The organism is Amycolatopsis sp. NPDC028719 (assembly GCF_055565395.1).
Genome location: NZ_JBVHUL010000005.1, coordinates 82341 through 94934, shown reverse-complemented (window position 1 = coordinate 94934; position 12594 = coordinate 82341). Strand labels below are relative to the sequence as shown.

10 protein-coding genes are annotated in these 12594 nt (G+C 72.8%); 2 read left to right on the top strand and 8 right to left on the bottom strand.

What is annotated here, in order from left to right; all coding sequences use genetic code 11:
- Positions 1-10: 10 nt before the first annotated feature.
- Positions 11-1432, bottom strand: coding sequence for a type VII secretion protein EccB (gene eccB, locus ACZ4TR_RS23700; protein ID WP_465289057.1), 1422 nt, complete (start codon positions 1430-1432; stop codon positions 11-13).
- Positions 1433-1574: 142 nt separating this feature from the next.
- Here eccB and ACZ4TR_RS23695 point away from each other — a divergent pair, with 142 nt between their 5' ends.
- Complete coding sequence (locus tag ACZ4TR_RS23695; RefSeq protein WP_465289056.1) at positions 1575-2621, top strand: type VII secretion protein EccE; 1047 nt, start codon at positions 1575-1577, stop codon at positions 2619-2621.
- Positions 2622-2688: 67 nt separating this feature from the next.
- Here ACZ4TR_RS23695 and eccD read toward each other — a convergent pair whose 3' ends face one another.
- Genes eccD through ACZ4TR_RS23665 form a run of 6 tightly spaced genes read right to left on the bottom strand, consistent with a single transcriptional unit; the run spans position 2689 to position 8136 of the window.
- Positions 2689-4062: a type VII secretion integral membrane protein EccD gene (eccD, locus tag ACZ4TR_RS23690; RefSeq protein ID WP_465289055.1), complete on the bottom strand. Its 1374-nt coding sequence runs from the start codon at positions 4060-4062 to the stop codon at positions 2689-2691.
- 31 nt (positions 4063-4093) lie between these two features.
- A complete protein-coding gene (locus tag ACZ4TR_RS23685; RefSeq protein ID WP_465289054.1) occupies positions 4094-4417 on the bottom strand; it encodes a YbaB/EbfC family nucleoid-associated protein in 324 nt (107 codons plus the stop codon).
- Entirely contained in the window at positions 4414-4884 is a 471-nt protein-coding gene (locus ACZ4TR_RS23680; RefSeq protein WP_465289053.1) for a hypothetical protein, read from the bottom strand. The genes ACZ4TR_RS23685 and ACZ4TR_RS23680 overlap by 4 nt, the downstream gene beginning before the upstream one ends.
- Complete coding sequence (locus tag ACZ4TR_RS23675; protein WP_465289052.1) at positions 4884-6245, bottom strand: WXG100 family type VII secretion target; 1362 nt, start codon at positions 6243-6245, stop codon at positions 4884-4886. Before ACZ4TR_RS23675 ends, ACZ4TR_RS23680 begins: the two co-directional genes overlap by 1 nt.
- Positions 6246-6248: 3 nt before the next feature.
- Positions 6249-7325 (bottom strand): WXG100 family type VII secretion target, encoded by a 1077-nt coding sequence (locus ACZ4TR_RS23670; RefSeq protein WP_465289051.1) that lies wholly within the window; start codon positions 7323-7325, stop codon positions 6249-6251.
- 37 nt (positions 7326-7362) lie between these two features.
- Positions 7363-8136, bottom strand: a complete 774-nt coding sequence (locus ACZ4TR_RS23665; protein ID WP_364521038.1) for a WXG100 family type VII secretion target — start codon at positions 8134-8136, stop codon at positions 7363-7365.
- A 220-nt stretch (positions 8137-8356) separates the two neighbouring features.
- Between ACZ4TR_RS23665 and eccCa the strand changes: the two genes are divergently transcribed.
- Complete coding sequence (eccCa, locus tag ACZ4TR_RS23660) at positions 8357-12286, top strand: type VII secretion protein EccCa (RefSeq protein ID WP_465289050.1); 3930 nt, start codon at positions 8357-8359, stop codon at positions 12284-12286.
- Here the strand turns inward: eccCa and ACZ4TR_RS23655 are convergent.
- Positions 12283-12588, bottom strand: coding sequence for a hypothetical protein (locus ACZ4TR_RS23655; RefSeq protein ID WP_465289049.1), 306 nt, complete (start codon positions 12586-12588; stop codon positions 12283-12285). The genes eccCa and ACZ4TR_RS23655 overlap by 4 nt on opposite strands.
- Between the last annotated feature and the right edge of the window lie 6 nt (positions 12589-12594).

Sequence of the window (12594 nt, the reverse complement as noted above, 5' to 3'; positions counted from 1 at the left end):
TGCACGACTTTCACCCCGTTCCACCCGACGGGGCCGGCCGTCCGGCCGTGGCCGGGTCCAGCGCGGGGCCCATCGGCACCAATGCCAGCAAACTACCTGTGACCGGTGATTTCGCCACGCTTCCGTAGCCGAGCGAGGCCAATGCCTGCGCGTTCACCACCGGGTACTTCCGGCCCGTATCGGTCACCAGGTACGTGGTGGCCGAGCCGGATTCGACGACGACGGCTCCCCCCGACGGAGGTACCCACACCTCGTCCGCCACCCGTGCTTCGGTTCTCGTGGTGACCTGGATTGCTTTGGCGCCAGGGGAAAGCGGAAATTCGGCCGAAACGAGCAACCGGCTGCCCTGGATGCACAACGCGACGGAGTTGCCGGTGATCGGTGCCTTGCCCGGGATGCGGTCGGGGAACGCCGCGGGGTCGGCACCGCCGGCGCGGGGCGCGGCGACCTTCGGCGCGGCGGCGACGTCGGCCGCGCGGACGTCGACCGGCTTCGGCGTCCCCTCATACGCGGCGGCGTTGGCCTCGGTGGTGACCAGAAGGCTCGCCTCGGTCTGCCCGACCGGCTCGAGCCCGTCCCGGCGCACAAGGTAGTACGACGTCGCGGAGCCGGGCGCGGCCATCGCGTCCACGACGGCGAGGACCTCGCCGACCCGGGTGTCGCGGCCGCCCACCGTGGGGCCGCGGTCACCGGCGCCGTCGACCGGCAGCGCGGTCAGGTCCCGCCCGGCCGGGACGGTGTCGATCCACCGCGCGGACACCGCGATCGTCGGGTAGCTGTCGAACTGCAGCGCGGTCGCGGCCTCGTCGGAGAGCTTGTAGCGGCGGCCGCCGGTGAGCAGGAACCGGTCGTCCCCGGGCAGCCGCACGATCACGCCCTGGTCGCGCGGCAGCTCGACGCCGGACGCGGGCGCGGCGAGCAGGACGGCGGTGCGCGGCTCGGCCGACGCGGGCGCGTCCTGGGTCGTGCGGCTGCAGGTCGTCCACGGCGTCGTGACGAGCGCGCCGGCGGCGGGCACCGAGTCGGGCGCGCCCGGGATGCCGATCGGGGTGCCGCGGCCGGCCTTGCCGAGGTTTTCCGAGGAGACGGACACGGTCGCGTCACCGGCGCCGCCGGCCAGCAGCCGCGCGGAGGCGTAGTTGAGGACCGGGTGCAGGACGCCGTCGGCACCGAGCACGAACCGGGCGCCGGTGCCCTCCTCGACGATCACCTTGCCGCCGGCCAGCCAGTCTTTGCCGCCGGACGGGCTGAGCAGGCCGATGATCCCGAAGACGGCGGTGACGAGCAGCGCGGCCACGAGTCCCAGCACGGTGCCGAGCACGAGCCGGCGGCTGGGCGAGACGGGGTGGTTGGCGTCGGCCGCGACGAGGGCGGAAACGAGCCTGCGGCGGAGGAACTGGTACGCCTGGATCTGGTCCCGCTGCGTCCACACGCGCTGTGCCCCCGGCTGTGTGCGTCTTCCTCCCGAGTGCCCGATGCTAGGGGCGCGCCCGCGGGGGCGGCGAGGGTAATTTTTACGCCCACGCGCTATCCGGGTAAGCAGTAGCGTCGCAGACCCGGGGAAAGGGGAGCCCGTGTCCGTCGAAACCGCCGGCGCCGTGCGCCCGGCACCGCCGCGGCCCGCGTCCACGCCGCTGCCCTGGCTGCTGCCGATCCGGCCGCTGCAGGCCGCGCTGTGGGAAGTGGCGGCGATCGCCGTCCTGCTCGCGTGGATGGTCGACACCGTCTCTCAGCCGGTGCGGATCGGGGTCAGCGTGGCGGCCGGGCTCGTGGTGCTGCTGACATCCGCGCGCTTCGCCGGGCGGCACCTGGCGGGCTGGGCCCTGACCTGGACGGCGTTCCGGCTGCGGCGGCACGACACGCGCCGCGACAGCCCCGACCCGCTGCTGAGCGTGGCCGGGACGGTGAAGGTGCGCCAGCACGTCGACCGCGCGGGCAACCGCTTCGGCGTCGCCGAGGTCGACGGCGGGTGGAGCGCGCTGGTGCGGCTGACGCAGGGTCCGTCGGCGCCGGGCCCGCTGGTGGAGGCGGTGCGCTCGGCCTACCGGCGGACCGACGTCCCCCTCGCGTCGGCGCAGCTGCTGACGTGGGCGATCCCCCGCGGCGACCAGGTGCTGCGGGTCCGCTGGCTGGCGGTCCGCTACCGGCCGGACCTCGCGCCGATCGCGGCACTGGCCCGGGGCGGCGGCGACCTCGGGGCGTTGCGGAGCACGGCGTCGGCGGCGCTGAGCCTGATGGGCGCGCTGGCCGAAGCCGGGTACCAGAGCACGGTGCTGGAGGCCGGGGAACTGGCGAAGGAGCTTCGGGTCGCGTTGGGCGTCCAGGGGCCCGCGTCCACCCCGCCGGACCGCTGGAAGTCGTGGACGTGGGGCGACGCGGCCCAGATGTGCTTCCGCCCGCGGTCGGCCCGGACGGTGGATTTCGCGGTGCCGGGAGCGGCTTTCACGGCGACGTCGTACACGCTGACGCGGACCGCGGGTGGGCGGGAGAAGGCCGAGGTGACGGTGCGGGTGGGGGCTCGGCCGGGTGCTCCGGTGCCGGCCCCGGGTGGGGCGGTTCCGCTGCACGGGCGGCACGGTGCCGCGGTGCGGCAGACCCTCCCCCTCGCCTTGGACAGCTGAGGTCCGTGAATGTCGCATTGAGGGACTTGAAGTCCCTCAATGCGACATTCACGGACTTGGGGAAAGCTCAGCCACGGACGGCTTCGTAAACCCCCGCGATCATGCCGACGAAAGGCACCAGCGAAAGCAGCACCAGGAACTCCGAGACGTCCAAAAGCCTCGACCAGTAAGGCGAACGCAGCCCGCGCGCGACCCGCGTCGCGTACACCAGGCACACCACCGCCGCCGACACGACCGCGCAGCCCGCCGCGAACACCACCGTCCGGTTGCCCGACGCCACCAGCCACACCCCGGCGCACACCAGGGAAAGCACGCCGAAGCCGATCAGGACCAGGCGCTGGACGCGGCCCGCGTACGACCGGGACCGCAGGATCCACGCCACACCGAGCAGCGCCGCCAGGCCGGCTTCCCACGGCCCGCCCGTGGAAAGCACGACCGAAGCGGCCAGCACCACCAGGCCCAGGCCCACCAGCAACCCGGTCAGCACGGCCTGCGCCCGGGACGTCCGGCCGATCATCTCCGTGCCCAGCGACGGCTGTTCGTCCGCGCGGAACGCCTCCATGTCGTCCGGCACCCGGGGCAGCGGCAGCCGGGCCAGGCGCAGCGACAGCATCGGGGCCACCGCCGCCAGCGCCGTGCACAACACCGCCACCACCGACGCCGCCGACAGGGAAGAGACGCCGGCCAGCAGCACCACGCCCGTCGTCACCGCGCCGAAGCCCGCCGCGCTCGTGATCGCCACGAACCACGGCAGGCGGTCGGCCACCGAAACCGCCGCCAGCACGCCGTACACCGTCACCGCCGCCAGTCCCGCCGCCAGTGGTCCCGCCGACAGCGAGAACAGCGGATGCGGTGCCAGGATGGACATCCCGGCCAGCAGCGCGACGCCGACGCCGGCCACCGCTCCGGCCGCGCCCGCCTCGGCGTCGCCGTACGCGCGGCTCAGCGCGCCGCCGCCCAGGAGCAGCACCAGGGCCAGCAGCCCCGTCCCGATCGGCGCCAGGACGCTGCCGGACGCCGCCGCCTGCACCAGCAGCCCGCCGGCCAGCAGCAGCACCACCGCGGCCACCAGACCGGACCGCCGCGCGACCGACGGCCCCCACCCACCGGAGGAATCGGCGACGCTGGCGATCGAATCGACGACGTCGTCGAACAGCAACGGACCCCGCGGGCGTTCCCGCGGGGTCAGGTGGAGCACTTCGCCGTCCCGGATCTGGGCGGCCGCGACGCTCAGGCCCAAGGCCAGGGGCGCGCCGCCGAGCCGGGAGAGCACCCAGCCCGGATGCTCGGCCGACGCCTGCCCGGACGCTCCGGCCAGCCGCACCAGCTGCGGCACCAGCTCGGCGAACGTCGACTGCTGCGGCAGCGCGACGTCCACCCGGGCCCTCGGCGTGACCACCGTGACCCGCCGCGTCGTGCCTGTCAGAGAAGCGGTGCTCATGCCGCCTCCGCGGGAGGAAATACGTCGGCGGTCATCCGACGTTCTTCGCGGCCGAGATCACCGGGGCGAACTTCGCGTTCGACGCCTCCGCGAGCTTCGAGAGCCCCGCGTTCACCGCCTCGAGGACGATCTCCGAGAGGTTGCGGGCGTCGTACTCGCGGATCGCGCGGGGGTCGATGTCGATCGAGGTGAAGCGCCCGTCGCCGCGGAGGGTGACGGTGACCTCGTTCTGCCGCGAGTGCGCCTTGACCTCCATCGCCTCGACCGTGCGCTGGATCCGCTGGACCTCTTCGGTCTGCTTGCGCACCTGCGCGAGCAGTTCGTCCATGTCCGGCACCGCGTACGGATCGGTCACTGTTGCATCCCTTCGTGCTGGCGGACGCGGACACTGCCCACGAACCGCTGGAAACCGGGTGAAAGCCGCCGCGCGGTCGCGGGCGCGGCCGTGCAGGCGAGCTCGAGCACCAGCCGGTCCGCCGGCACCGCGCCGGGAACCGTCAGGTGCACCTGGGTCTGGATCAGCTCTTCGCCTTCGCCGGTGCGCAGGCGCAGCAGCTGCATGACGCCGGGCGCGGCCGGGGCGCCGACGTCGCGGCGGCTCAGCACTTCGAGCCCGGCCAGCGTCAGCGAAAGGCGTTCGACGGCTTCGGTGGCGATGGCGTCGATCGACGCCTCGTCCGGCCGCTGCTGGACGCTGACCGTGATGTTCGGCACGAACTCGCCCGGCGAAGCGTCGTGCACGGCGACGAACACCGCACCCGAGTCACCCGGGGCGACGGCCGTCCAGCCGTCCGGGATGACGAAGTCCAGGGGAAGGGTCATCACAGCCCCACGGAGGAAACGGCGTCGTCCCAAGCGGATCCGACGGCGTCCGCGGCATCGTGGGCCGCGGTCCCGACGTAGTCCGCGGCCGCGCCGCCGTACTCGGTGATGGTGTGGCCGAGCTTCGGCAGGTCGATGTCGATCTTCGCACCGACCCCGGCGCCGAGGCCGAGCGCGGCGCCCGCCTTGAAGTTGACCTTGAGGTGCCCGGCGTCGTAGACGGCCTGGGCGTCGAGCTGCGCGCCGATGCCGTACTGCAGCGTGCCGTTCGCGCCGACACCGATCCCGGCGACGTCCGCGGCGACCTCGCCCTCGATCTTCCCGCCGGCGAAGACGTTCGCGTGCGCGCCCACGCCGTGCGCACCGATCGTGCCGGACGCGCTCGCCTCGCCGCCGGCGAACACCGTGCCCTTGGCGTGCGCGTCGGCGACGCCCCAGTGACCCTTGGTTTCGAGCTCTTCCTTCACCGCGGCCAGCTCGGTGTGCCCGGACGCGCCGACGTCCCAGCCCTTCGACGTGATCTTCCCGTCGTACTCCGGGGTCAGCCCGTCCTGCTCGTGCTTGAACTTGTAGTAGGTGATCTCCGTGTTGTTGCCGAGCTTGTCCTTGAGCCCCTCGGGCTTCGGCTGCCCGAACGGCGTGTCCGCCTTCTTCGGCGCGCGGGTGCCCTCCAGGCCGTCCCAGGTGAGCTTCTTCCAGCCCGAGTTCTTGAACCACGACGGCGCGTCCCGCGGCCGCTTGCGCCCGTCGAGCGGGCTGCCGTTGAGCCAGCCCAGCGGGCCGGCGGTCTTCTTGCCCAGCTTGTGCTCCAGCCGCTGGGTGCCGGCGGGCGGGAACAGCTCGGCGAGCGCTTCGGAAAACTCGTCGACGACCTGGCGGGCGGCCTGGACGCTCTGTTCGCCGAGCTGCCGGGCGGCCTGGATGAACGCGCCGACCGAGCCGGAGTTCACCGCGCGCGCCTGCGCGGTCAGCTGCTGGGCGTACTGGTCGAACTGCGCGAGGACCGAGTCGACCGCGGCCTTCGCCGACTGCACGAGCTGGGCGGCCGTCGAGAGCCGCTTCGCCTGGTCGTCGAGCTTCGTGGCGGCGTCCGTCAGCTCCTCGCCCAGTTTCCCGGCGGCGGTCGCGAACGCCGTGTAGGCGTCGCCGTCCCAGTCCGCGTGCAGGGTCTTCGCGGACTCGTCGATTTCGCGGGCCTTGCCCGAGACCGTCGAGGCCTGGGTGGCGACCCGCTGCGACGCGGCGCTGAGCGCACCGGGGTCACCGGTGACCCGTCTCCGGCACTCGACCAGGACCTGCCGGTAGCCGGACAGCACGGAGCTGACCACCCCCGACGCGTCGACGACCCCCGAGCCCCACATGGGCTAGTTCCCGGCCGCGTCGTAGCCGACGTGCTGGCTGAAGTGCTTGCCGTCGAAGTCCAGGTCGATGTCGAGGTCGAAGTCCCGGCCGCCCGGAGCCTCCACAGTGGACTCACCGGTGGTGAGGTCGGTGTGGATGATGACCTCGTTCGCGCCGCCGGTCGCACCTGAACCGCCGGCGACCGGGGCGGGCTGGGTGACCGGGGCCGGCTGTGTCGGCACCGTGGCGCCGTGCTGCGCGGGGTCCACGGCGATCCAGCTGTTCGACGGGTTCAGCGGCGTGCCGTTGCCGGTCACCGGGACCCCGCCGGTGGCACTGGAACCGCCGCCGGTGGCGAGCGCCGGCGGGGTGTAGTCGGTGAACGAAGGCTGCTGCGGGATCCCCTCACCGCCGGGGGTGGGATTTCCTGACGACGCTGCCTGCTGCCCGGCCGGGCTCGCCACCGGCGGCGGGGCCTGGGGCGCCGTCACCGGGGTGTTCCCGATCGACGGCGTCGTCGCGCCCGAGCTGCCGGAGTCGTGGTGGAAGAGCTTCTCGATCGCGCCGATCACCTGCGCGAGCTGGGTGACCTGCTGGGCGAGGTCACCTGCGCCGAGCGCCTTCAGCAGCGCGCCGATCGAGGTGATGAACGCCCGCAGCGACGCGCTCGTCGCGGTCGACAAAGCGACCGCCGCGCCGTAGGTCCACGGGTTCGACATCAGCGAGGCGACCGTCGGGTTCACCGCGGCCACCACCGAGCGGTAGGCCTGCTGCGCCGTCTTGATCAGCGTGCCGGACACGCCGAGCAGCTGAGCGCCCTTCTGCACGACGTCGATGATCGTCTCGAGCTGCTTCAGGGAGTCGCCGATCTTCTTCAGCGCCGACTCGCTCGCCGCGCCCGACCAGATCTTGCCGAGCTGGTCGGCGGCCTTGCTGAGCTCGGTGTACATGCTCAGGAACTGCTCGGCCTTCTTGATCAGGTCGGCCACGTGCTGCGCGATCTGCTCCGGCTGGCCGGTGACGATCTGCGGCAGGATGGTGATCGGCCCGCCCGAGGACGAGGTCGCGTCCATCGCGCTGGAGTTCGGGAAAGTCAGCATCGGACCTCACAAGGTTCTGTAGTGCCAGACAGGACGATCAGACGACGGAGGCGGGCCGGTAGACGCTGACCTTCGCCAGACCGCCGATGCGGGCGTCGAGGAGCCCGTGGTTGTAGAGGCGGCCGCCGTCGCCGGCGACGCCGATGACCGGCTGGCGGTCGGAGAACAGCAGCGGCTCGACGACCACGACGTCCCCGCTGTGCACGCCGCCGGGCACGTCGGAGAAGGTGCGCGCGGTGCCCGCGTAGACCTCGATGAGCCCGATGCGCGCCTGGTTGTCGGCGTCGCCGGCCAGCCAGTCGTTGAAGTCGGCGACGCCGTGGAAGCGCGTGTCCGTGATCGGGTGCTCCCCGAGCCGGCCGAGCCGCGCGTCCCCCAGGTAGCGCAGCACGTTCCCGACCGACGACGGCTCGCCGTGGGCGCCCGCGCTGTCGTTGATCGCGAGGGTGGCGAGCTCCGAGGCGTGCGAGCTCCCCCAGATGGACGACGTGGGCGCCGTGGAGCCGTCGTGCCCGCCGCCGTAGCCGGCGGCCGCGGCCCGGTCCGCCGCCTGGTAGGCGTCGGCACTGGCCTTGACCAGCCCGTTGACCTGCTGCAGCAGCTGCAGGAGCGTGCGGACGGCGGTGACCTGGCTGGAGTGCAGGGCGGCGTTCGCGGCGGCGACCGCGCTGCCGAAGCCCGCGAACGACATCGGCTGCACGACGAGCCGCTCGAGGTCGGCCACGGCGTTGATGCCGTGGGCGATGATTCCTCCGACGTTGCCGACGGACGAGCGCATCGCCTCGGGCTCAGCCCGGTACTCGCCGGCCATGGCTCTCCTTCCGCGGGTGGCTGCTCGGCAGAGCGTAAGTTCGGCCCCGGAAGCGGGCGGACGGCAAAAGTACCCACCGCGCCGTGTCGGCAAGTGGCCAAAATACCGGTGAGAGCCACCCCGATCTGCTGGAGCCTTACTCCATGAGCGAGCCTGCGAGTGAATCATCAAACACAGCGCCCTCGCGAATGCGTTCACCGAGCGCCAGCGAGGTGACGTTGTGAGCCTCTCGCCCGAGCGCCCGACCGAGATCGTGCTGCAGTCGCCGCCGATGCTCCCGAAGAGCTCGTCCGGCGGGATGGTGCAGCTGATGATGTTCCTGCCGATGATGCTCGGCATGGGCGCGATGTCGTTCGTCTACATCGGACGCGACGGCGGCGTGATGACCTACATCTTCGGTGCGCTCTTCATCTGCGCCATGGGCGGCATGGTCGTGATGTCCCTGGGCCGCGGGGGCATGGCGAAGAAGGCGCAGATCAACGACGAGCGCCGTGATTACCAGCGCTACCTCTCCGGCCTGCGCGCCCAGGTCCGGGACATCGCCGACGGCCAGCGCGCCGCGATGATCGCCGTCCAGCCCGACCCCGCCGACCTCTGGGCCTACGTCGAGACCGGGAAGCTGTGGGACCGGCGGCGCACCGACGGCCAGTTCGCGCAGGTGCGCGCGGGCACCGGGCCGCAGCGGCTGGCGACGCCGCTGAAGGCGCCGCAGACCGTGCCCCTGGAGGACCTGGACCCGGTGTCCTCCACCAGCCTCAAGTACTTCATCCGCACCTACTCGACGGTCGACGGCCTGCCGGTGGCCTTGTCGCTGCGGTCGTTCGCCGCGGTCACCGTGGCCGGGCGGCGCCCGGACGTGCTCGGCCTGGTGCGGTCGCTGCTGTGCCAGCTCGTCACCTTCCACTCCCCGGCGGACCTGCGGGTCGCGCTGTGCGTGCCGCCGGACCGGCAGCACGACTGGGAATGGGCGAAGTGGCTGCCGCACGCGACCGCGGCCGGCGCGACCGACGCCGTCGGCTCCCGGCGCCTGGCCGCCGACTCGGCGGCCGGCCTGGCCGAGCTGCTCGGCGCGGACCTCGGCGAACGCCCGGCGTTCAGCCGGCGCGCGGCGGCCGAGCTCGACCTGCCGCACCTGGTGGTCCTCGTCGACGGCGGCAACGCCCACGGCGAGCCCCGGCTGATCGGCGAAGACGGCCGGCTCGGCGTCACCGTGATCGAAATCGGGCAGGAACACCCGCGGACGTACTCGACCGAGCGGCTGCTGAGCCTGCACACCACGCCCGACTCGCTGGGCATGGTCGTCGGCGACGCCACCGAGCAGCGGCTCGGGTTCCTCGGCCGCCCGGACATCCTGGACCGCGGCGCCGCGGAGGCGCTGGCCCGCATGCTGACGCCGTTGCACACCCCGGCCGCCGTCGTCGGCGACAAGCCGATGTCGTCGACGTTCGGCCTGGCCGGCCTGCTCGGCATCGGCGATCCCCGCGACACCGACACCACCGTGACGTGGGCGCCGCGCGCGGCGCGCGACCGGCTGCGGATCCCGCTGGGCGTCAACCCGGAGGGCCGGCCGGTCGAGCTGGACCTCAAGGAGTCGGCCGAGGGCGGGATGGGCCCGCACGGCCTGGTCATCGGCGCGACCGGGTCCGGCAAGAGCGAGCTGCTGCGGACGCTGGTGACGGCGCTGGCGGTGATGCACTCGTCGGAGACGCTGAACCTCGCGCTGATCGACTTCAAGGGCGGCGCGACCTTCGCCGGGATGACCGATCTGCCGCACACCTGCGCCGTCATCACGAACCTCTCCGACGACCTCGCGCTGGTCGACCGCATGGCCGACGCGCTCAACGGCGAGCTGCTGCGGCGCCAGGAACTGCTGCACGCGGCCGGGAACTACGCGTCGGTGCGCGACTACGAGAAGGCGCGTGCGGACGGCGTCGCTCTCGACCCGTTGCCGTCGCTGCTGGTGATCATCGACGAGTTCAGCGAGCTGCTGTCCGCGCGGCCGGAGTTCATCGACCTGTTCGTCGCGATCGGCCGGCTCGGGCGCTCGCTGGGCATCCACCTGCTGCTGGCGTCGCAGCGGCTCGAAGAAGGCCGGCTGCGCGGGCTCGACTCGCACCTGTCGTACCGGATCGGCCTGCGGACGTTCTCGGCGTCGGAAAGCCGGACCGTGCTGGGGGTCGCCGACGCCTACCACCTGCCACCGGTGCCGGGGTCGGCGTACCTGAAGTCCGACACCGAAACGCTGATCCGGCTCAAGGCCGCGTACGTCTCCGGGGAGCTGCCGCCGCGCAGCACGGTGGTGCGCGAGGACGGGCAGGAGCTCGGCGTCCTGCCGTTTTCCCTGGCCCCGGTCGAGATTCCGGTGACGACCGAGATCTCGGAAGCCCCGGCCGCGCCGGACGGCACCGGCGAGACGATCATCCACGCGATGCTCTCGCGCCTGGAGGGCCGCGGGCCGGCCGCGCACCAGATCTGGCTGCCGCCGCTGAACGAGCCGCCGACGCTGGAGCAGCTGCTGCCGCCGCTGGGCGAGGACGCCGCGCGTGGCCTGTGCCCGCTCGGCTGGGGCGGCAACGGCAAGCTGACCATCCCGGTGGCGCTGGTGGACAAGCCGTTCGAACAGCGTCGCGACATGCTGTGGGCCGACTTCTCCGGCGCGGGCGGGCACGCGCTGATCGTCGGCGCCCCGCAGAGCGGCAAGTCGACGCTGATGAAGGACATCGCGGGCATGCTCGCGCTGACGCACACCCCGGCCGAGGTGCAGCTGTTCGTGCTCGACATGGGCGGTGGCGCGCTGGCGCCGATCGCGGGGCTGCCGCACACGTCCGGCTACGCCACCCGCCGCGACGCGCAACGCTGCCGCCGGGTCGTCGCCGAGCTGACGACGTTGCTCGAACAGCGCGAGGAGTTCTTCTCCGCCAACGGGATCGAGTCGATCACGACGTTCCGCCAGCGCCGCGCGGAGTTCACCGAGAGCACCGACGGGCGCGAATTCGGCGACGTGTTCCTGTTCGTGGACAACTGGACCACGATCCGGCAGGAGTACGAGCAGCTGGAGGAGCAGATCACCGGGCTGGCCGCGCGCGGGCTCGGGTTCGGCATCCACGTGATCGTCTCGCTCAACCAGTGGATCGGCGTCCGCGCCCAGCTGCGCGACGCGATCGGCACGCGCTTCGAGCTGCGCCTGGGCGACCCGATGGACTCTTCGATCGACCGCAAGGTCGCGGTGAACGTCCCCGCCGACCGGCCGGGGCGCGGCATCACGGCGGAGAAGCTGCACTTCCTCGCGGCACTCCCCCGCATCGACGGCGACCAGCGCCCGGAGACGGTCGGCGCCGGCGGTGTCGACCTGGTGCGCCGGGTTTCGGAGGCCTGGAAGGGACCGCGCGCGCCGCAGGTCCGGCTGCTGCCGCCCGAGGTACCCCTGGACGGGTTGCCCGCGGCCCCCGGCAAGCAGGTCACGCTGGGCATCGCGGAGTCGACGTTGCGGCCGGTGTACCTGGACTTCGCGGCGGACCCGCACTTCGTGGCCTTCGGCGACGTCGAGTCGGGCAAGTCTTCGCTGCTGCGTGCTTTGGCCCAGGGCATCACGTCGGCGTACACGCCGGACGAGGCGGCGATCATCGTCGCGGACTACCGCCGCGGCCTCCTCGGCGCGGTGTCCGAGCCGCACCTGCTGGGGTACGCGGGCGCGGAGGGCAAGCTGACGGAGCTGATCACCGAGTGCGCGACGGCGATGCGCAACCGGCTGCCGGGCCCGTCGGTGACCCCGGAGCAGCTGCGCAACCGCTCGTGGTGGCGCGGGCCGGAGCTGTTCGTGCTGGTGGACGACTACGAGCTGGTGGCGACAGTGGGCCGGAACCCGTTGCAGCCGCTGCTCGAGTTCTTGCCGCAGGCCCGGGACATCGGCTTGCACGTGATCATCGTGCGAGGATCCGGTGGCGCCGGGCGGGCGTTGTTCGAGCCGGTGCTGCAGCGGCTGCGGGAGCTGGGCTCGCCGGGTCTGATCATGTCGGGCACGAAGGACGAAGGCGCGCTGCTGGCGGACGTCAAGCCGTCCCCGCAGCCGCCGGGCCGGGGAACGCTGGTCTCGCGGCGGCACGGCACGGGGTTGGTCCAGGTGGCGTGGACCAAGCCGGCGGAGTCCTAGGGGCGCGCCAGGTCCCTCAGCTCGGCGACGAACGCGCGCACGGCCTCGCCGTCCGGTCCGGGGAACCGCGCCTCCACGGCCGGCAGCAGCGGACCCCGCAGCAGCGCCAGCACCTCGTCGCGCGCGGCCGGTGCGAGGTCGCCCAGGTCGATGGTGCGGAAGCCGTGCTTCGAGGCCAGCCGGAAGCTTTCCGCGACCGCCGGATCGGTGACAGCGCCCGCGAGGTGGTCGAGGACCCAGTGGTAGACGCCGCTGGAGGCGGTCCACCACCGCCCGTCCGGCAGCACGAGGTTTCCCGACACAGCTCG

Excerpts from the sequence above, each read along its gene's own strand:
- eccD (WP_465289055.1), bottom strand. The coding sequence starts at position 4,062 with ATGAGCACCGCTTCTCTGACAGGCACGACGCGGCGGGTCACGGTGGTC.
- ACZ4TR_RS23680 (WP_465289053.1), bottom strand. The coding sequence starts at position 4,884 with ATGACCCTTCCCCTGGACTTCGTCATCCCGGACGGCTGGACGGCCGTC.
- ACZ4TR_RS23675 (WP_465289052.1), bottom strand. The coding sequence starts at position 6,245 with ATGTGGGGCTCGGGGGTCGTCGACGCGTCGGGGGTGGTCAGCTCCGTG.
- ACZ4TR_RS23670 (WP_465289051.1), bottom strand. The coding sequence starts at position 7,325 with ATGCTGACTTTCCCGAACTCCAGCGCGATGGACGCGACCTCGTCCTCG.
- ACZ4TR_RS23665 (WP_364521038.1), bottom strand. The coding sequence starts at position 8,136 with ATGGCCGGCGAGTACCGGGCTGAGCCCGAGGCGATGCGCTCGTCCGTC.